At 73.5% G+C, this 18,270-nt stretch carries 19 protein-coding genes, 1 tRNA gene and 1 pseudogene; 5 read left to right on the forward strand and 16 right to left on the reverse strand.

Going from position 1 to position 18,270, the window contains the following annotated elements; genetic code table 11:
• The first annotated feature begins 97 nt into the window (after positions 1 to 97).
• Both ACIG87_RS17690 and ACIG87_RS17695 read left to right on the forward strand, forming a co-directional pair.
• A complete protein-coding gene (locus tag ACIG87_RS17690) occupies positions 98 to 1,027 on the forward strand; it encodes a ribonuclease Z (RefSeq protein ID WP_396851579.1) in 930 nt (309 codons plus the stop codon).
• Entirely contained in the window at positions 1,024 to 1,533 is a 510-nt protein-coding gene (locus ACIG87_RS17695) for a GNAT family N-acetyltransferase (protein ID WP_396851580.1), read from the forward strand. Before ACIG87_RS17690 ends, ACIG87_RS17695 begins: the two co-directional genes overlap by 4 nt.
• Positions 1,534 to 1,628: 95 nt before the next feature.
• Here ACIG87_RS17695 and ACIG87_RS17700 read toward each other — a convergent pair whose 3' ends face one another.
• The gene (locus tag ACIG87_RS17700; protein ID WP_396851581.1) at positions 1,629 to 2,999 is read right to left on the reverse strand and encodes a cystathionine beta-synthase; all 1,371 of its coding nucleotides are present in this window, start codon (positions 2,997 to 2,999) and stop codon (positions 1,629 to 1,631) included.
• Positions 3,000 to 3,074: 75 nt separating this feature from the next.
• Positions 3,075 to 3,431, reverse strand: a complete 357-nt coding sequence (locus tag ACIG87_RS17705; protein ID WP_396851582.1) for a YkvA family protein — start codon at positions 3,429 to 3,431, stop codon at positions 3,075 to 3,077.
• Positions 3,432 to 3,612: 181 nt separating this feature from the next.
• Here ACIG87_RS17705 and ACIG87_RS17710 point away from each other — a divergent pair, with 181 nt between their 5' ends.
• The 3 genes from ACIG87_RS17710 (at position 3,613) to ACIG87_RS17720 (ending at position 6,885) form a co-directional block, all read left to right on the forward strand.
• Positions 3,613 to 4,662: an SGNH/GDSL hydrolase family protein gene (locus tag ACIG87_RS17710; RefSeq protein WP_396851583.1), complete on the forward strand. Its 1,050-nt coding sequence runs from the start codon at positions 3,613 to 3,615 to the stop codon at positions 4,660 to 4,662.
• Positions 4,663 to 4,747: 85 nt separating this feature from the next.
• Complete coding sequence (locus ACIG87_RS17715) at positions 4,748 to 5,551, forward strand: SGNH/GDSL hydrolase family protein (protein WP_396851584.1); 804 nt, start codon at positions 4,748 to 4,750, stop codon at positions 5,549 to 5,551.
• Between the two features lie 71 nt (positions 5,552 to 5,622).
• On the forward strand, positions 5,623 to 6,885 hold the full coding sequence (locus ACIG87_RS17720) for an acetyl-CoA C-acetyltransferase (RefSeq protein ID WP_396851585.1): 1,263 nt from the start codon (positions 5,623 to 5,625) through the stop codon (positions 6,883 to 6,885).
• A 3-nt stretch (positions 6,886 to 6,888) separates the two neighbouring features.
• Here ACIG87_RS17720 and ACIG87_RS17725 read toward each other — a convergent pair whose 3' ends face one another.
• The 14 genes and pseudogenes from ACIG87_RS17725 to ACIG87_RS17790 form a co-directional block, all read right to left on the reverse strand.
• Positions 6,889 to 7,209: a hypothetical protein gene (locus tag ACIG87_RS17725; RefSeq protein WP_396851586.1), complete on the reverse strand. Its 321-nt coding sequence runs from the start codon at positions 7,207 to 7,209 to the stop codon at positions 6,889 to 6,891.
• A gap of 139 nt (positions 7,210 to 7,348) precedes the next feature.
• The gene (locus tag ACIG87_RS17730; protein ID WP_396851587.1) at positions 7,349 to 8,170 is read right to left on the reverse strand and encodes a Bax inhibitor-1/YccA family protein; all 822 of its coding nucleotides are present in this window, start codon (positions 8,168 to 8,170) and stop codon (positions 7,349 to 7,351) included.
• Positions 8,171 to 8,277: 107 nt separating this feature from the next.
• A tRNA-Leu gene (locus ACIG87_RS17735) sits at positions 8,278 to 8,361 on the reverse strand.
• A gap of 171 nt (positions 8,362 to 8,532) precedes the next feature.
• Positions 8,533 to 9,870, reverse strand: coding sequence for an NAD(P)/FAD-dependent oxidoreductase (locus ACIG87_RS17740; protein ID WP_396851588.1), 1,338 nt, complete (start codon positions 9,868 to 9,870; stop codon positions 8,533 to 8,535).
• A 103-nt stretch (positions 9,871 to 9,973) separates the two neighbouring features.
• The gene (locus ACIG87_RS17745; protein ID WP_396851816.1) at positions 9,974 to 10,534 is read right to left on the reverse strand and encodes a hypothetical protein; all 561 of its coding nucleotides are present in this window, start codon (positions 10,532 to 10,534) and stop codon (positions 9,974 to 9,976) included.
• A gap of 5 nt (positions 10,535 to 10,539) precedes the next feature.
• Positions 10,540 to 11,904 carry a DUF58 domain-containing protein gene (locus tag ACIG87_RS17750; protein WP_396851589.1) on the reverse strand — a complete coding sequence of 455 codons (1,365 nt, stop codon included), beginning with the start codon at positions 11,902 to 11,904 and terminating at the stop codon, positions 10,540 to 10,542.
• A 5-nt stretch (positions 11,905 to 11,909) separates the two neighbouring features.
• Positions 11,910 to 12,917 carry an AAA family ATPase gene (locus tag ACIG87_RS17755; protein WP_396851590.1) on the reverse strand — a complete coding sequence of 336 codons (1,008 nt, stop codon included), beginning with the start codon at positions 12,915 to 12,917 and terminating at the stop codon, positions 11,910 to 11,912.
• On the reverse strand, positions 12,917 to 13,504 hold the full coding sequence (locus ACIG87_RS17760) for a hypothetical protein (RefSeq protein WP_396851591.1): 588 nt from the start codon (positions 13,502 to 13,504) through the stop codon (positions 12,917 to 12,919). The genes ACIG87_RS17755 and ACIG87_RS17760 overlap by 1 nt, the downstream gene beginning before the upstream one ends.
• A 34-nt stretch (positions 13,505 to 13,538) precedes the next feature.
• Entirely contained in the window at positions 13,539 to 14,276 is a 738-nt protein-coding gene (locus ACIG87_RS17765; RefSeq protein ID WP_396851818.1) for a DUF4129 domain-containing protein, read from the reverse strand.
• Between the two features lie 19 nt (positions 14,277 to 14,295).
• Positions 14,296 to 14,832, reverse strand: a pseudogene (locus tag ACIG87_RS17770) (uracil-DNA glycosylase); the annotation flags it as partial.
• Positions 14,833 to 15,235: 403 nt separating this feature from the next.
• Positions 15,236 to 15,922 (reverse strand): dienelactone hydrolase family protein, encoded by a 687-nt coding sequence (locus tag ACIG87_RS17775; RefSeq protein WP_396851819.1) that lies wholly within the window; start codon positions 15,920 to 15,922, stop codon positions 15,236 to 15,238.
• Positions 15,923 to 16,190: 268 nt separating this feature from the next.
• The gene (locus ACIG87_RS17780) at positions 16,191 to 16,700 is read right to left on the reverse strand and encodes a hypothetical protein (RefSeq protein WP_396851592.1); all 510 of its coding nucleotides are present in this window, start codon (positions 16,698 to 16,700) and stop codon (positions 16,191 to 16,193) included.
• Positions 16,701 to 16,809: 109 nt separating this feature from the next.
• Positions 16,810 to 17,871 (reverse strand): HAAS signaling domain-containing protein, encoded by a 1,062-nt coding sequence (locus ACIG87_RS17785; protein ID WP_396851593.1) that lies wholly within the window; start codon positions 17,869 to 17,871, stop codon positions 16,810 to 16,812.
• A complete protein-coding gene (locus ACIG87_RS17790; protein ID WP_067307540.1) occupies positions 17,868 to 18,200 on the reverse strand; it encodes a PadR family transcriptional regulator in 333 nt (110 codons plus the stop codon). The genes ACIG87_RS17785 and ACIG87_RS17790 overlap by 4 nt, the downstream gene beginning before the upstream one ends.
• Positions 18,201 to 18,270: the final 70 nt, after the last annotated feature.

Here is an 18,270-nt window from a genome sequence, read left to right on the forward strand (position 1 = left end):
TCCCGGCGCCATCGGGCCCGCCAGCTCAGCCCGGCACCACCGGGCCCAGCTCAGCACGGCACCGTCGGGTCGGTCAGCTCAGCCCGGGGAGGCCGCCTTGTCCATGCGTGAGCTGGTGGTGCTCGGGACGGCCAGCCAGACACCCACCCGGCTGCGCAACCACAACGGCTACGTGCTGCGCTGGGACGACGAGATCATCCTCTTCGACCCGGGCGAGGGCAGCCAGCGGCAGCTCCTGCACACCGGGGTGACCGCCACCGACCTGACCCGGATCTGCGTCACCCACTTCCACGGCGACCACTGTCTCGGCCTGCCCGGCACCATCCAGCGGCTCTCCCTGGACCGGGTTCCGCACCCGGTGGCGGTGCACTTCCCGGCCGGTGGTGCCGACTACTTCGCCCGGCTGCGGCACGCCAGCTCCTTCCACGAGACCGCCGAGCTGGCCGTCGAGCCGATCACCACCGACGGGCAGCGGATCACCCTGGGCGTCGGCACGCTGGAGGCCCGCCGGCTGCGGCACCCGATCGAGACGTACGGTTACCGGCTGGTCGAGCCGGACGGTTGCCGGATGCTGCCGGAGCGGCTGTCCGCGTACGGTATCGGTGGGCCGGCCGTCGGCGAGCTGTTGCGCGTCGGGCACCTGGACGTCGGCGGACGCCGCGTCACCCGCGACGAGGTGAGTGTGGTCCGGCCGGGGCAGCGGTTCGCCTTCGTGATGGACACCGGCCTCTGCGACGGGGTGTACGCCCTCGCCGAGCACGCCGACCTGCTGGTCATCGAGTCGACGTTCCTGGCGTCGGAGGCCGCGCTCGCCGCCGAGGTCGGCCACCTGACCGCCGGCCAGGCCGCCCGGGTCGCGACCGAGTCGGGGGTACGCACGCTGGTGCTCACCCACTTCTCCCAGCGGTACGCCGACCCGCGCCGCTTCCACGACGAGGCCCGCGAGCACTTCGCCGGTGAGCTGGTGATCGCCGAAGACCTGACCACCGTGCCGGTCCCGCCCCGGCGGGTAGCCTCGGCCGGGTGAACGTCACGCTCCGTCCCGCCGTCGCCGGCGACCTGATGTCGGTCGGCGCCCTGCACCAGCGCTCCCGGGTGGCGGCGTACTCGTCGTTCCTGCCGGCCGGGGCGTTGGCCGAACCGACGCCGGCGGCGATGGGGGCGTACTGGGTCGAGCGGTGGACGTGGGAGCGGGACGAGCACCTGATGACCGTGGCCGAGCGGGACGGCCGGTTGGTCGGCTTCAGCTACCTCGGCCCCGACGACGAGGGCGACCCGGCGACCGGCCTGCTCAACGCCATCCACCTCGAACCGGCCGAGCGGGGCCGGGGCACCGGCCGGGCGCTCATGGCCGACGCGCTGGACGCCATGCGGACGCGTGGCTGGCGTCGGGCGGTGCTCTGGGTGCTGGAGCACAACACCGGTGCCCGGGGCTTCTACGAGCACGGCGGCTGGACCTGGACCGGCGGCACCCGGGACGAGCGCATCGGCACCACCCCCGTGCCCCAGCTCCGCTACACCCGCCCCCTCTAGGCGGGTGGCCCGCGCCCGGACCACCACCGGGTCACCGCGCCGGACGCGGCGAGGGGCCCCTCCGGTGGAAGGGCCCCTCGCCGTGGTACGTCGGGTCAGTGCGCGCCGAGGTGGGCGAGGAGGTCCTGACGGGTCAGTACGCCCCTGGGCTTGCCGTCGACAAGCACCAGCGCCGCGTCGGACTTCTCCAGCAGCCCCACCGCCTCGCTCACCGGCTGACCACCGCCGATCATCGGTAGCGGGTCGCCCATGTGCCGTTCGATGGTGTCGTGCAGGTGCGCCTGGCCGGTGAAGAGGGCATCCAGCAGATCCCGCTCGGCGATCGAGCCGGCCACCTCGCCGGTCACCACCGGCGGCTCGGCCTTGAGCACCGGGAGCTGGGAGACGCCGTACTCGCGCATGTAGTCGATGGCGTCGCGGACGGTCTCGGTCGGGTGGACGTGCACCAGCTCGGGCAGCCCACCCGGCTTGCTCGCCAGCGCGTCGGCGACGGTCGGCTCGGTGCCGGAGTGGTCCAGGAAGCCGTACCGGGCCATCCACCGGTCGTTGAAGATCTTCGACAGGTAGCCCTTGCCGCTGTCCGGCAGCAGCACCACGATCACGTCGTCCGGGCCGGCGGCGCGGGCCACCTCCAACGCCGCCACCACGGCCATCCCGCAGGAGCCGCCGACCAGCAGGCCCTCCTCGCGGGCCAACCGCCGGGTCATCTCGAAGGACGCCTTGTCGGAGACCTCGATGATGTCGTCGGCGATCCCCCGGTCGTACGTCTGGGGCCAGAAGTCCTCACCGACGCCCTCGACCAGGTACGGCCGACCGGTGCCGCCGGAGTAGACCGAGCCCTCCGGGTCCGCCCCGATAACCTTCACCCGACCGTCGGACGCCTCCTTGAGGTAGCGCCCGATGCCGGAGATGGTGCCTCCGGTGCCGACCCCGGCGACGAAGTGGGTGAGCCCGCCCTCGGTCTGCTGCCACAGCTCGGGGCCGGTGGTCTCGTAGTGCGAGCGCGGGTTGGCCGGGTTGCTGTACTGGTCGGGCTTCCACGCGCCGGGGATCTCCCGGGCCAGCCGGTCGGAGACGTTGTAGTAGGAGCGTGGGTCCTCCGGGGCGACGGCGGTCGGGCAGACCACCACCTCGGCCCCGTACGCGCGCAGCACGTCCTGCTTGTCCTGGCTGACCTTGTCGGGGCAGACGAAGACGCAGTGGTAGCCCTTGAGCTGGGCCACCAGGGCCAGCCCGACACCGGTGTTGCCGCTGGTCGGCTCGACGATCGTGCCGCCGGGCTTGAGGATTCCGGCGGCCTCGGCGTCCTCCACCATCCGCAGCGCGATCCGGTCCTTCACCGAGCCGCCCGGGTTGAGGTACTCCACCTTCGCCAGCACGGTCGCCCGGATGCCCTCGGTGACGTTGCGCAGCCGTACCAGTGGGGTGTTGCCGATCAGGTCGACGACGTTGTCGTAGTACTGCACCTCGTTGTGCCCTTCGTTGCGGCGCCGGCGACGGCGGCCTGGCAGACGATCCTTCGTCGCCCAGGGTACGGGCTGTCAGAGCGCCACATGACCGGGGATGACGGAGCCACCACGGGCCTCCCACTCCAGGAAGCGCTCGGTCTCCGACAGCACGCTGCCGGCCAGCCAGGTGACCATGACGGCGTCGTCCACCAGGCCGAAAACCGTCAGGAACAGCTCCGGCACCACGTCGATGGGCGAGACGACGTAGACCGTCGCCGCCGTCATCATGGCCAGCCGGAGGCCGCCGTCGTACTCGCCCCGGGCGGTGGCCCGGATCATCCGGGGCAGCGCCGCCAAACGGGTGCCCAGCGACGGGCCACCCCGGGCGCCCGCCGCCAACGACCGGGCCAGCGCCGTGAAGGCCGCGGTCCGTTTCAAAGTCCTACCCATCTCATCCAGCCCCTCTCCACCGACCAGCGTGACTCCCCGGCGCAAGCCGTCGTCACCTGCGGCGGGACGACCGCACGTGGACCCCGCCACCGGATCAGGTACCCAGAACCGTCGTCGCCCAGCCCTGAACCGGCCGTCCTGCCGGAAGCGGGGTGTCGTTCCGGCGCGATAATGTCGCTGTATGGGGGTGGCTGGTTCCGTCGTTCCGGTTGATCCGCGCTGGCGCCGCGCCCGGCAGGTCGTCCGCCTGGCGGCGATCGGCACGGGTGCCACCGCGGCTGCCGTCGCCGCGACCGGCGGGGTGCTGCTCGGTCAGGCCCGGCAGGCCCGGCGCACCATCCCGATGGCGGAGGCCCCGCCGCCCCGCTGTGACGGTGTGTACGGCGCCAAGATCCCCGGCTCGCCGCTGACCATGGTGATCCTCGGCGACTCCTCGGCCGCCAGCTACGGGGTGCTGCGGCGGCGGGAGACCCTGGGTTCGCTGTTGGCCACCGGGCTGTCCCGGCGGTTGCACCGGGCCGTGCGGGTGCACCGCTTCGCCGTGGTCGGCGCGCTCTCCGCCGGCCTCCGGCCGCAGGTCGAGGCGGCGTTGGAGTGCGCACCGGACGTCGCGGTGATCCTGGTCGGTGGCAACGACGTCACCAACCGCACGCCGTACTCCGTGGCGGTCCGCTACCTGGTCGACGCGGTCCGCACGCTGCGCGCCGCCGGTTGTGAGGTGGTCGTCGGGACCTGCCCCGACCTGGGCGCGATCCAGCCGATCCAGCCTCCGCTGCGCTGGCTGGCCCGGCGGTGGAGCCGACAGCTCGCCACCGCCCAGACGGTCGCGGTGGTCGAGGCGGGCGGTTGGACGGTCTCCCTCGGTGACCTGCTCGGCCCCCGGTTCGCCGCCGAGCCGACGCGGATGTTCGCCTGGGACCGGTTCCACCCCTCCGCCGAGGGGTACGCGATGGCCGCCGCCGCGCTCCTGCCGACCGTGCTGTCGGCGCTCGGGGGCGGGGAGCGTCGGCCGTTGCTGGCGCTCGGCGAGGGCGTACGGTCGCTGCCCCAGGCCGCCCATGAGGCGGCCCGGCACGCCGGCACGGAGGTCAGTGGCACCCAGGTCCGGGGCCGTGACCACGGCCCGGCCGGCCGCTGGGCGCAGCTACGGCGGCGGGCCTTCTTCGGCGTCGCCCCGGTGCCGCAGCCCGGCCCCGCCGCCGACTCACCCCAACTGGAGGGACTGGCATGAGCGAGCACAGCGAGCGAACCACCGGGTGCCACGGGTGCCACGCCGAGCCGGCCACCGCCGACACCTGCCTCCGGACGGTGACACCGTGACCGGGCGTTCGGTCGGCGGCGAACTCGCCGTACGGCTCGGCCGGGCCGCGGCGGTCTCCCTGCTCGCCGGGACGATCGGCGGCGCGGCGGTGCTGGCCGGCCAGGCGGTGGCGGCCCGTAACCGCAGCTACGCCCAGCCCGAGCTGGGCCTGGCGCTACGGGCCACGGTCGGCCGGGTCGGCGCCGCGCCGCTGCGGCTGGTGCTGCTCGGCGACTCCTCGGCGCTCGGCGTCGGGGTGACCCGCTTCGACGAGACCGTCGGCGGGCAGCTCGCCCACCTGCTGGCCGAGGGGCCGACCGGCCGTCGGGTGCACCTGTCCAGCGTGGGGGTCTCCGGTTCCCGCTCCGACGACCTGGCGACCCAGGTGGCACGGGCGTTGCTCGGCGACCGGCCGGACGTCGCGGTGGTGCTGATCGGGGCGAACGACGCCACGGCCATGCGCCGCCCGATCGAGGCGGCGGCCTACCTCGCCGCGGCGGTGCGCCGGCTGCGGGAGGCCCGGGTCGAGGTCGTCGTCGGCACCTGCCCGGATCTGGGTGCGGTGCGGGCGGTGGCCCCGCCGCTGCGGCAGCTGATCGGCTGGTCGGGTCGGCGGATCGCGCGGGCACAGACCGCCGCCGTGCTCGATGCCGGGGGCACGGTCGTCGAGCTGGGTACGGAGACCGGGCCGGTGTTCCGGGCCGACGCCGGGACGCTGTGCCACGACGGCTTCCACCCGTCGGCCGACGGCTACCGGGTGTGGGCGCACGCCCTCCTGCCGGCGGTCGCCGCCGCCGCCAACGTCGCCTCCCGGCACTGACCCGCCCGGGTGACATTTCCCGCCGGGCGGTCCGCTTCCGCACCAAGTTACCGGCAAGTTAACGTTGGTTCATGCCGATTGAGTCGTCCCGCGACGCCGTCATCGTCGCCACCGCCCGGTCCCCCATCGGCCGCGCCTTCAAGGGCTCCCTGCGCGAGGTCCGCCCGGACGACCTCGCCGCCACCATCGTCCAGGCCGCCCTGGACAAGGTCCCCGGGCTCGACCCCACCACCATCGACGACCTCTATCTCGGGTGCGGGCTGCCCGGCGGCGAGCAGGGCTTCAACCTGGCCCGGGTGGTCGCCACCCTGATGGGCCTGGACGGCCTGCCCGGTGCCACGCTGACCCGCTACTGCGCGTCGTCGGTGCAGACCACCCGGATGGCGATGCACGCGATCCGGGCCGGCGAGGGCGACGTCTTCGTCTCCGCCGGTGTCGAGATGGTCTCCCGGTACGCCCGGGGCAACTCCGACACCCTCCCGCCCGAGGCGCAGGCGCTGGTCGGCGGCGGCTGGGAGAACCCGCGCTTCGCCGAGGCCCGGCAGCGGTCGACGGCCCGCGCGCAGGGTGGTGCCGACGTGTGGACCGACCCGCGCGAGGACGGCCAGCTCCCCGACATCTACCTGGCCATGGGGCAGACGGCGGAGAACCTGGCCCAGGTGCACGACATCACCCGGGAGGAGATGGACGCGTTCGGCGTCCGCAGCCAGAACCTCGCCGAGAAGGCCATCGCCGACGGCTTCTGGGCCCGCGAAATCACCCCGGTCAGCACGCCGGACGGCACCGTGGTGAGCACCGACGACGGCCCGCGCGCCGGGGTCACCATGGAGGCGGTGGCCGGGCTGAAGCCGGTCTTCCGCCCGGACGGCCGGATCACCGCCGGCAACTGCTGCCCGCTGAACGACGGCGCGGCCGCCGTGGTGGTGATGAGCGCCCAGCGGGCGAGGGACCTGGGGCTCACCCCGCTGGCCCGGATCGTCTCCACCGGTGTCACCGCGCTGTCGCCGGAGATCATGGGCCTCGGCCCGGTCGAGGCGTCGAGGCAGGCGCTCCGCCGGGCCGGGATGACCGTGGACGACGTCGACCTGGTCGAGATCAACGAGGCGTTCGCCGCCCAGGTGATCCCGTCGTACCGGCAGCTCGGCATCCCGGAGGAGAAGGTCAACGTGATGGGCGGGGCGATCGCCGTCGGCCACCCGTTCGGCATGACCGGCGCCCGGATCACCAGCACCCTGCTCAACGCCCTGCAGTGGCACGACCGGACGATCGGCCTGGAGACCATGTGCGTCGGAGGCGGTCAGGGCATGGCGATGGTGCTGGAACGGCTGAGCTGAGCCCTACAGCGTGCTGCGGGTCGCCGTCACCGTGGCGGTGGCCCCGGCCAGCACCGCCTCCGGCGGCCCGGCGGCGACCAGGTCCGCCGCGACCACCCGGAGCTGGTCGGGCAGGGCCATCGGATGCGCCAACCGGGGTACGTCCCGGCGCGGCTCGCCCTCCGCGTCGGCGGCCAGGTCGGCGACCTCCTGCACCAGCTTGTGCACCAGGTCGGCCCGGGACACGTTGCCGCCCTCGGCGACCGCCGCCCAGCGCGGCTGCTGCCAGTGGCCCACCTGACGGACCAGCAGCGCCACCGCCCGGTCCAACTCCGCTGCGCTCATCGTCGGCGAGTCTACGCACCGGCCGGGCGGGCCGGGCGGACAGACGACGGCACACCGGGCGGGCCGGTGCGGATCGTCCGGACAGACGACGGCGCCCGCCGCCGCAGGGTCGCGGTGGCGGGCGCCGGGTGCGAAACCGTCAGTCGTCGCCCTGGAAGTAGCTGATCAGGCGGAGCATCTCCAGGTAGAGCCAGACCAGGCTGACCACGATGCCGAACGCGGCAGTCCAGGAGTAGCGGGCCGGCAGCCCCATCCGGACGCCGTCCTCGACCTCCTTGAAGCTGAGCACGAAGCTCAACGAGGCGACCACGATGCAGACCAGGCTGAACCCGATGGCCAGCGGGCTGCCGTCGCGCAGGCCGGTGTTGACCCCGAACAGGGCCAGCACGAGGTTGATCAGCATGACGGCGAAGAGGCCCGCCATCACGGCGATCATGCCCTTGACGAACTTGGGGGTGGCCCGGATGACCCGCGCCTTGTAGAGCATGGTCATCACGAAGAAGACGCCGAAGGTGGCGATCACGGCCTGGAGCACGATGCCCTGGTAGGCCGTCTCGTAGACCTTGCTGACCAGGCCGACGAAGGCACCCTCGACGATCGCGTACGCGACGACCAGCGCCGGGTTGGCGACCCGGGAGAACGAGATGATCAGGCCGAGGACCAGGCCGACCATCGCGGCCCCGATCCAGGCGACGCCGAGCACCGAATCCGGCACCAGGATCCAGGCGGCCGCGGCGGAGACGCCGAGGATGCCCAGGAGCGTGACGGTCTTGACGACGACGTCGTCGAGGGTCATCGTGCCGGACACCATCGGGGCGACCGGGTAGCCCGGCTGGCCCGGGTACTGCTGGGGAATACCGGGCTGTCCATAACCGGACGGCCCGGGCTGGGCGTACCCGGCGGAGCGCTCCCGCTCGGCCGCCTGGCCGAGCCGGGCGAGCACCGGGTTCGAGGTCTTCACTGTCTCAGGCCTCCCTCAGGGGGTCGTCGCACGCAAACGTGCACTTCCAGGGTAAACGGCCGGGCCCCACCCGCGACGACCGGGACGCTGTGGGAAAGCTGAGAGTGTGGTGCCCGGGGCGGGTCTCGAACCCGCACGCCTTGCGGCAGCCGCTTTTAAGGCGGCCGTGTCTGCCGTTCCACCACCCGGGCGGGGGCGGCGTCGCGTCGATGCGCGACGGTGCAGTGTCACGGTAACCCGTTGGGCGGCGGCGACGTACCCCGTGGCCCCGCCGCAGGCCCACCGGACGAGTTCCGGCCGGACGACGCCGTAGGTACGCCCCTCCCCTCGACCGGGAAGGGGCGTACGGCACGCAGCGGCGGTCAGGCCGCCTTGCTGGTGATCGGGATCGGCTGCGACGCCTCCGCGAACTCCTCGCGCGGGTCGTGCAGCTGGCCGAGCGCGACCACCTCGCGCTTGAGGAAGAAGGCCAGCGACCAGTCGACCACGACCCGGACCTTGCGGTTGAACGACGGAATCCGGCTCATGTGGTACGTCCGGTGCATGAACCAGGCCGGCCAGCCCTTCATCTTCACGCCGTACACCTGGGCCACGCCCTTGTGCAGGCCGAGGCTGGCCACGCTGCCGGCGTGCTTGTGCTTGTAGTCGACCGGCTCCTGCCCCCGGACGACCAGCGCGATGTTGTCGGCCATCCGGGATGCCTGCCGCACCGCGTGCTGGGCACTGGGCGAGCAGTAGTTGCCCGGCTCCTTGGTCAGGTCCGGTACGGCGGCACAGTCGCCGGCGCTCCACGCCCCCTCCACCACCCGGTCGCCGTCGACGACCTGGAGGGTGGGCAGGCAGGTGACCCGCCGCCGCTCGTCGCGGGGGAAGTCCGTCTTGTCCAGCATCGGCGACGGCTTGACGCCGGCCGTCCAGACGATGGTGTCGGAACGGAAGCTGTCCCCGTCGGAGAGTTTCACCACACCGTCGACGCAGGACTCCAACCGGGTGTCCAGCCGGATGTCCATGTTCCGCTTGAGCAGCTGCTGCACGGTGTACGCGCCCATGTCCCGGTCGACCTCGGGCAGCACCCGCTGGGTCGCCTCGACCAGCACCCAGCGCATGTCCTCCGGCTTCAGCTCCGGGTAGTAGCGCAGCGCGTCCCGGGCCATGTCCTCCATCTCGGCCAGCGCCTCGATGCCGGCGTAGCCACCGCCGACGAAGGTGAAGGTCAGCGCGGACCGGCGGACGTCGGCGTCGGGCGTGACGGCGGCCACGTCGAGCCGGTCCAGCACGTGGTTGCGCAGGTAGATGGCCTCGCCGATGGTCTTGAACCCGATCCCGTGCTCGTGCAGTCCGGGGATCGGCAGGGTGCGGGACACCGAGCCGGGGGCCACGATCACGTGGTCGTACGGAATCTCCCGGGTCGGTCCGGAGATCGGCTGCACCACCGCGGTCTTGCGGCTGTGGTCGATCCGGGTCACCGCGCCCGCCACGACCTTGCACCTGCGCAACTCGCGCCGCAGCGGCACCACGGAGTGCCGGGGCGAGATGTTGCCGGCCGCCGCCTCGGGGAGGAACGGCTGGTACGTCATGTGCGGCTGCGGGTCGACGACGACGACCTCGGCCTCACGGGAGCTCAGCTTCTTGGACAGGCGCAGAGCGGCGTACAGGCCAACGTGCCCGGCACCCACGACAAGGATCCGCTTCGGATTCACGTCATCTATCTTTCCCCGGGCGGCTCCGGTAATCCCGCTCGAGACCCCCATCTGTGACGGAGCACAACACCTGTGACCTGCACGACGTCCCCGCTGGAGGCCGCTATCTGCGGCGCAGCAGCCAGCCCAGCAACCCGCTCAGACCCACCGCCACCAGCAGCCCGGCCACCGTGACGGCCTGGAAACCGTCATTCGGGCCGAGCTGCCCCGACCGGGTCAACAGCACGCCGATCACGGCGGACGCCAGCACCACCGCACCGGCCCGGCCGAGCCAGCGCAGCACGACGTTCGGGTCGATCGCCCCGTCGTACGGCAGCACGGCCACGAGCGCGCAGAGGGTGTGCCCGAGGTAGAGCAGGGCCGCCACCGCCAATAACCGCCACAACGCGATCGGGCGGTCGTAACCGGCCGAAGCGAACACCCAGCCGGTCACCGTGACCAGCGCGGCGAAAGTCGGCCACACCCGACGCGGGGCCGCCGCCGGCAGCACCGCCACCACCGTCAACGCGAGCAACGACCGGGCGTTGAACAGCTGCACCGGGTACGCCAGCAGCAGGCCGGCCAGCACGACCAGGAAGATGCCACCGCGCACCAGCAGCGGCAGCAGCGCGACCCGGGTCGCCGCCGTACGGACCACCCGGACCCGCTCCCGGGTCGCGTCCACCGCGTTCACCGGCCACCCACCCGGGGTGCGGTCGCCAGCCGGGCGACGTCCCGCAGCACCTGGTCCAGGCTGCCCGCACCGGCCCAGCCCACCACCGGCACACCGTGCTCCCGGAGCTGGGTGATCATCGTGTCCCGGTCCAACCGCCACAGCCGGTACGCCACCGGCGCCCAGCCCCGGTCACCGGGCGGGGAGAGGTCGGTCGGCAGGGTGTCCACCGCCACCACGAACCGGCCGCCCCGGGCCAACCGGGCCAACATCTGCGCGGACCGTTCGTCGAGCAACGGGGTGAGCACCACCACCAGGGCGTCGGCGGAGAGCACCTGGGGGCCGAAGACCTGGTCGTACGGCTCGTGCGGGGAGGACTCGGCGCGCACGTCGAGCAGCCACTCCAGGACGGTCAGGTACTGCCGGCGGCCGGTGGCCGGGCGCAGTCGGCGGGCCGCCGGACCGTACTCCAGCAGCGCCACCCGGTCGCCCCGGTGCAGGTAGTGCTCGGCGATCGCGGCGGCGGCCCGGACCGTGGTGTCCAACACGGACGCCGCGCCGGCCACCCCGCCGGAGCGGCCCGCCTCGGCCAGCACGTCGAGCAGGACGACCACCTCGGCGTCCCGGTCGGACAGGGTCGACGCCACGTGCAACTGCCGGGTCCGCAACGACACCCGCCAGTCGATCCGGCGCAGCCGGTCCCCCGGCCCGAAGACCCGCACCCCGGCCAGCTCGCCGCCCTCCCCCGGGCGGCGCGAGTGGTGCGCGCCGACCAGCCCGGCGGCCCGGGGCATCGCCTCCACCGCGTCGAACGGCTCGGTCTTCGGGTACACCCGCATCCGCACCGGCTCGGTGAGCACCGCCCGGGAGACCAGCAGCCCGTCGGCGGCGGCGGCGCGGGCGCCGGCCGGGCCGATCGGGTGCCGGCCCCAGCGCAGCGCGGTGCCGGACAACTCCAGGTCGACGGCGGTGCCGGTGGCAAGCGAGGTGACGAAGGGCCGGTCCGCGCCGCCGGCGCGGCTGACGTCCAGCCCGAGCCCGCCGAAGCCGGCCCGCCGCACCCGCAGCCACGGCGAGATCCGGGTCCGGACCACCACCACGTCGTACGGCACGGTGTCCGGGTTGCCCACCACCACGGCGCCGGCCAACTCGCCGCCCTCGACCAGTTGGGCGTCCCCGGCGGTGATCTCCAACTGCGGGGCGGCGACGGGCCGGCGGCGCAACGCGTAGGCGGTGCCGAGCGCGAACGGCGTGGCCAGCACGACCAGGTCGACCCGGCCGAGCAGCACGGCGGCGATCAGCAGCAGCCCGGTGAGCAGCACCGCCCGGCCGAGCGCCCAGGTGGGCGACCAGCCCGCCGCCGGCTCCTGACGGTCAGGCACGACGATCAGCGCCCGGACCGGCCGGCCGCGTAGCTGGGCAGCGCCCCACTGGCCGGGGCCGGGGTCTGCTCCAGCACCTCGCCGACCACGAACGACGGGTCCACCCGGCGCAGCCACATCTCCGGGCGCAACGTGATCCGGTGTGCCAGGGCGGGGGCCGCCACCTCCTTCACGTCCTCCGGCACCACGTAGTCGCGGCCGGCGAAGACGGCCCGGACCCGGGCCAGCAGCAGCAGCGCCAGCGAACCACGAGGGGAGGCCCCGACCAGCACCGACGGGTGTTCCCGGGTGGCCGCGGTGAGGTCCACGATGTACCGGCCGACGGAGTCCTCCACCACCACGTCCTCCAGCGCGGCCTGCATGGCCCGCAGGGTGGCGGCGTCGACCACCGGTTCGATCCGGGCCTCCTCGCGGCGACGGTTCATCCGCCGGCGCAGCACCTCCCACTCCTCGTCCTGCTCCGGGTAGCCGAACGACACCCGCAGCAGGAACCGGTCGAGCTGCGCCTCGGGCAGCGGGTACGTCCCCTCGTACTCGATCGGGTTGGCGGTGGCGAGGACGTGGAACGGCTCGTCCAACCGGTAGGTGACGCCCTCGACGGAGACCTGCTTCTCCTGCATCGCCTCCAGCAGCGCCGACTGGGTCTTCGGCGGCGTCCGGTTGATCTCGTCGGCCAGCAGCAGGTTGGTGAAGAGCGGGCCGGCCCGGAAGGAGAAGTCGCCGCTGCGCTGGTCGTAGAGGAACGAGCCGGTGACGTCGGCGGGGAGCAGGTCGGGGGTGAACTGGAGGCGGCGGAAGTCCAGCCCGAGGGCCTGGGCGAAGGAGCGCGCGGTAAGCGTCTTGCCCAACCCGGGGAGGTCCTCCAGCAGCACGTGCCCGCCGGCCAGGATACCGGCGAGGACAAGTTCCAGGGACTCCCGCTTGCCGACCACGACCGTGCCGACCGCGTCCAGCACCGCTCGGGCCAGGTGGCCGACCTCCGTGGCGGCGATGCTGCGGTCCACGTCGTTCATCAGATCTTCTCCAGTTCGGCGACGATCACCGCGAGGTCGCGCGGCGACGGGGGACGGCGGGAGGGGGCGTCGAGGAAGCTCCACAGCTGGTCCCCGAGCAGGGCACGGGCCCGGGTGGGGTCGGATTCCCGGGTCAGGCCGTGACGTTGACGCAGCCGCTCGTCGGCCAGTTCGCCGAGGCGGGGCAGGATCCGCTCGGCGAACCGTTCCGGGTTCTCCGAGGACCAGTCCAGCGGGCGCTCCCAGCCGTTGATGGCGGCCCGCAGCGCGTCCCGGGCGGCCCAGTTGTAGGCGCCGGGTTCCTCACCGACGGGGGCCCGGCCACCGCTACGGGGCGGAGGCGGCGGGGCCAGCGCGGCGGTGACCCGGCGGACGACGAGCACCGCCAGCACCCCGGCCACCACGATCCCGAGCGACAGTTGCAGGCCGACCGCCCGCAGGCCGACCAGGACCACGGCGGTCACCCCGGCGGCGGTGAGAAGCAGCCGGAACACCCAGCGGGCGCGTCCGCCCCGGGCCCGTCCCGGCCGGGCCGCCGGCTCGTCCTCGAAGCGGAACAGGTCGTCCAGACCGGTCGACTCGCTCATCCCGGCACCTCACCGGGTGCGCGGTGCCGGGCGGTCACGCCGGCACCTGCGCGTCGGCCAACGTGGTGAGTTCGCCGCGCAGCCGCCGCAGCGCCCCCCGGGCCTGGTCCCGCATCCGCGCGTCGACGGTGTGGGTGGCGTAGCGGGCCTCGCGGTAGACGTGGGCGAAGCCGTCCAGCACGTCGGCGCTGGCGATGGCGGGCACGCCGGCCGCCGGCTCGCCACGCAGCAGCCGGGTGACCAGGTCGGTGGGGGTGTCCCCGGTACGCCTCGGCACGCCGGCCTCGGTGGCGGCCTCCTCCAGCCGTACCCAGCAGGCGATGACGGCGGTACGCGGGTCGGTGTCGGCGTCGTCCAACTCCTCCAGGCCGGCGTCGAGCGCGGCCACCACCTCCCGGGCGGTGCCCTCGGCGGCACGCCGGGCCCGCGCGGCGGGGATCGCCCGGGTGGTCCGGCGCAGCGCGCCGCGCAGCAGCGTCCAGGCCAGGTAGCCGAGGGCGGCCAGGATGGCCAGTCCGAGCAGGACGATCGCCGCCGTGGTGATCCACTGCGGGACGCTCGGCCGGGTCTGCTCGGCGTCGGCGCGCGGCTCGACCGGAAACGACCGGGCCGGCGCGGCGGACGGATACGCCGGCACGTACGGGATGTTGTCGGCGGCCGGCGGGATGCGGTTGGCGCCGATCGACGAATGCCCGGCGGCGAGCGCTGCGGCGAGCAGCAGCAGGGTCACCATGGCGACGGGCCACCATCTGCGCAGTACGCCGAGGTCCATCGCCACCGTCCCACGCTGCTCAGTCCACCCCGGCGAGCTGCTTCGCCCGGGTGAACACATCGTCCAGCATCTCTGCGGTCAACCGCCCGGTGAAGGTGTTCTGCTGGCTGACGTGGTAGCAACCGAGCAGATCGGGAGCGGCCGACCCGGACCAGTGTGCCCCATGGCCGAAGGCCGGTCGCGGGCTGGGCGGCCGGATTCCCCACACCTGGCGCAGCACCGGCCACCACGCGGCCCAGGCGAAGGCACCCAGCGCGACGACCACCCGCAGGGTGGGCCGGATCAGCTCCACCTCCCGGTGCAGCCAGGGGGCGCAGGTGTCCCGCTCGGCCGGCGTGGGCTTGTTGTCCGGCGGCGCGCACCGTACGGCGGCGAAGATCCGGGTGCCGGTGAGGGTGAGCCCGTCGTCGGCGGCCACGCTTGTCGGCTGGTTGGCCAGCCCGGCGCGGTGCAGGGCGGCGAAGAGCACGTCGCCGGAGCGGTCCCCGGTGAAGACCCGCCCGGTCCGGTTGCCCCCGTGCGCGGCCGGGGCCAGCCCGAGAATCCCGATCCGGACGTCCGACGCCGGGGCCGGCACCGGGGCCGGACAAGCCGCCGGAGTCGGGCCGGTGGCCCCGAAGCTGGCCGCCGGCACCGCCGCCCTCGTCGCGCTGGTGACGGCGCGCGACGAGGAGCCGGTGGCCGGGCGTGACGAACGGGCGGCGGCCGGGTCTGACGAGCGGGCGGTGGCCGGCGGGCCCGATCCGCCCCGCCCGGTGCGGTTGTCCGGGGCGCCGAAGCCGGGCACCGGGCGACCCCAGTACTCCTGATCGCGGAAGGCGGCCCGTTTCGTCCGGGCGACCTCTTCCCGCCAGTCGACCAGCCGCGGGCAGGCGAAACAGTCGCTGATCGCGCCGTCGAGGTCGGCCAGGTCGGTCGCCCGCGCGGCGCGGGCGACCACCTCGCCGGGGGTACGCGACTCAGCCAAGCTTGGCCCGGAAGAGTTCCAGGGTGCGGGCCCAGGCGGTGGCGGCGGCCCGCTGGTCGAAGTTCTCCGGCCGGTCCTCGTTGAAGAACGCGTGTGCGGTGCCCGGATAGTCGTACGTCTGGCAGGTGCCACCGGCGTTCTCCACGGCCCGGCGGACGGTCTGTACGCCGTCGGCGGCAGAGAGGCCGTCGGCCTCGGAGCAGTGCACGACCGCCGCCTTGCCCGCGTAGTCGACCCACTCGGTGGGCATGCCCTCCCACGGCAGCCGGGGGTAGAAGGCGGCGGTGGCCACGATCCGCTCGGCCCGGGTGGCCGCCCAGAGGGCCAGGCTGGCACCGGCACAGAACCCCGCGCAGCCGACCTTGCCGGTCACCTCGGCCCGACCGGCCAGGTATTCCGCCGCGACGGCGATGTCGGCCGCCGCCTCGTCCATCTGGGTGCTGTTGAGCATCTGCCGGGGCTCACTCGGCTTGCTGGCGGGCTGGCCGTGCCGGAAGTCGGGAGCCAGGGCGACGAAGCCAGCCTCGGCGAACCGGTCCACCACCGAGCGGATGTGCGGGACGAGACCCCACCAGTCCTGGATGACGATGACCGCCGGGCTGGCCGCCCCGCTGGACGGTATCGCGAGATATCCCTCGCCGGTCCCGCCGTTGCGGTGGTAACTCACCATCTCGCCCATCGGCCCGTCCTCCTGTCGGTCAGTCATCGTCGGCTGGTCGCAGGGCGTTCCTACGTGTCGGTAGCCTGTCACGCCGTACGCGTGCCGGGAAGATGCCGGAACAGTGGCATACACCTCGAATTCACCGCCCGGCGGCGCAGCACACGGCGGCGGCGCGGAGGTTCCCGCGCCGCCGTCGGCAGGCTGCTGTCGTGGCCCGGTCAGACCTGGCGGGTGTTCCCGGCCCGGTCCGGCCCTGGGTGTTCCGGCCCTGGTCAGACCTTCTTGGTCAGGCCTTCTTGGTCAGGCAGAGCAGGTAGCCCTTGCCGCCCGGGGCGATGTTGTAGAAGAGGTAGGCGTCGTCACCTTCCTTGAGGTACTGCTCGCACGCCTTGCCCGCCTTGGCCTGCGACTCGGTCTGGTTCTCCACCCGGCCGACCACGTTGTAGACGGCCTCGGTCGAGGTGCACTCGACCACCTTGGCGTCGCTGACCGACTGCTCCTCGGTGCCGGTCACCTCGGGCAGCTCGGCGATGCAGTCGCCGGCCTTCGCCTCGGCCGTCTCGTCCGGGTTGAGGAAGTTGCCGATGGCGCTGGCGACCCCGAACTTCAGGGCGGCGATCACCAGGAAGGCGACGATCGCGCCCATGATGCCGAGCGCCTTCTTCGCGCCCCCGCCCTTCGGCTGCTCCGGCTGCTCCGGCTGCTGGGGCTCGGCGGCGGGCGCAGTGCTGACCGGCTCGGGCTGACCTGCCTGCTCTGCCGGTGGCGCGGGGGGCGGTGCGGCCTGCTCTGACACGGGGATTCCTTCCGAGGGGCGAGATGAGCAGACGACAACGTAGCGACGAAGATCAGCGTGCGCTGCCCCGCCCCCATCGTCCGTTCAGCCATTTCCCAGGATCGGCCGGTCAGCGGGTGGCGGTGGGCAGCGGCTCGCCCGCCGGCCCGGACACCGACGGCGTCGCGGACGGATTCGCCGGGGTCGTCCCGGTGGGGGCGGGAGCGCCCGGCACGGTGGCCGTCGGTGTCCGGGTCGGCGACGGCGAGACGCCCGGAACGGCGGTGGCGACGGACGACCCGGGTGGGAACGGGGCGGCGGCCGGCGGACGCGGCCGGAACGGCGCCTGCTGCGGGCAGTACGGGTAGCTGCGCTGCACCGGGTCGACGTCGGGCAGGGCGGGATCGTCGCAGGCCGGCCAGCCCAGCCGGATCGGAGTGCCGTTCTGGTCGAAGAGCCGGGCGTTCTCCACCAGCCGGCCCTCGCTGTCGTAGACGTAGACGTCCTGCACCTCGTCGTACGGGTTCTGCACGGAGGTCGACTCGTAGCCGTAGCCGTAGCCGTAGCCGGATCGGGCGTGATCGTCCACGTTCGCCACCGCGCCGATCGCGAACAGCGCCAGCCCCACGGCACCGGCGTGCACCGCCCAGCGCCGCCAGGAACGTAGCTCGGGGGTGCGGCGGCCCAACCAGATGGAGACGAACAGCAGGCCGACGAACATCAGCAGGCCGACGAACTCGTTGTCGTCGAACCGGGGCAGCAGGCCGAGCGGGCCGGTGGTGCTGATGCCGGTGACCAGCATCGCGGCCAGGTAGGCGCGGGTCACCCACCAGGCCGGGCGGAGCAGCCGCAGGAACTCGCCGGCCGTGGCGTGCCCGAACAGTGGGCCGACCCGGGCGTCGATCCTGGCGACCCGGGCCCGGGTGCGACCCACGACGGCGGCGATCCGCCGTTCGAGGGCCCGCCGACCGGCCGCCGGGTCACCCGCCCCGGCGGCGGCACGCAGCTCTGCCGCGTACGCCTCGGGGCTGCCCAGCCGGTCGACCAGCGAGCCGTCGGCCTCGGCGGCGACCTCGGTGAGGTGCTCCGGCAGATCCTCGGTCAGCTCGTCGCGGGCCTGCGGTGGCAGGTCGGCCAGTGCGGCCCGCACCCGCTCGACGTAGTCCGTGATCTCCTGCCCAGTGACGGTCATGCCGCCATCCCCCGATCGTCGAGCAGCTGGTCCATCGTCGTGGCGAACGCGCGCCAGGTCTTGCCGGAGCGGGTGAGCTGGTCACGGCCGGCGGCGTTGAGCGCGTAGTACTTGCGGTGCGGGCCGGACTCGCTCGGCACCACGTACGTGGTGAGCAGGCCGGCGGCGAAGAGTCGGCGCAGCGTGCCGTAGACCGAGGCGTCGCCGACCTCCTCCAGGCCGGCCTCGCGGAGCCGGCGGAGGATGTCGTAGCCGTAGCCGTCGGAGTCGCGCAGCACGGCGAGAACAGCCAGGTCGAGCACACCCTTGAGCAACTGTGTGGTGTCCACGCATCACACACTACTGCGCATTGCGAAGTACCGTCAAGAACGCACTACCTCGTCAGCGCCGACGATGCGC

Origin of the sequence: Micromonospora sp. NPDC051925 (assembly GCF_044548625.1) — a bacterium.
Taxonomy (GTDB): domain Bacteria; phylum Actinomycetota; class Actinomycetes; order Mycobacteriales; family Micromonosporaceae; genus Micromonospora.

Coding starts and splice junctions, on each gene's coding strand:
- ACIG87_RS17775 (WP_396851819.1), bottom strand. CDS start 15,922: ATGGGCGAGATGGTGAGTTACCACCGCAACGGCGGGACCGGCGAGGGA.
- ACIG87_RS17765 (WP_396851818.1), bottom strand. CDS start 14,276: ATGGACCTCGGCGTACTGCGCAGATGGTGGCCCGTCGCCATGGTGACC.
- ACIG87_RS17710 (WP_396851583.1), top strand. CDS start 3,613: ATGGGGGTGGCTGGTTCCGTCGTTCCGGTTGATCCGCGCTGGCGCCGC.
- ACIG87_RS17760 (WP_396851591.1), bottom strand. CDS start 13,504: ATGAGCGAGTCGACCGGTCTGGACGACCTGTTCCGCTTCGAGGACGAG.
- ACIG87_RS17725 (WP_396851586.1), bottom strand. CDS start 7,209: ATGAGCGCAGCGGAGTTGGACCGGGCGGTGGCGCTGCTGGTCCGTCAG.
- ACIG87_RS17785 (WP_396851593.1), bottom strand. CDS start 17,871: ATGACCGTCACTGGGCAGGAGATCACGGACTACGTCGAGCGGGTGCGG.
- ACIG87_RS17755 (WP_396851590.1), bottom strand. CDS start 12,917: ATGAACGACGTGGACCGCAGCATCGCCGCCACGGAGGTCGGCCACCTG.
- ACIG87_RS17720 (WP_396851585.1), top strand. CDS start 5,623: ATGCCGATTGAGTCGTCCCGCGACGCCGTCATCGTCGCCACCGCCCGG.
- ACIG87_RS17705 (WP_396851582.1), bottom strand. CDS start 3,431: ATGGGTAGGACTTTGAAACGGACCGCGGCCTTCACGGCGCTGGCCCGG.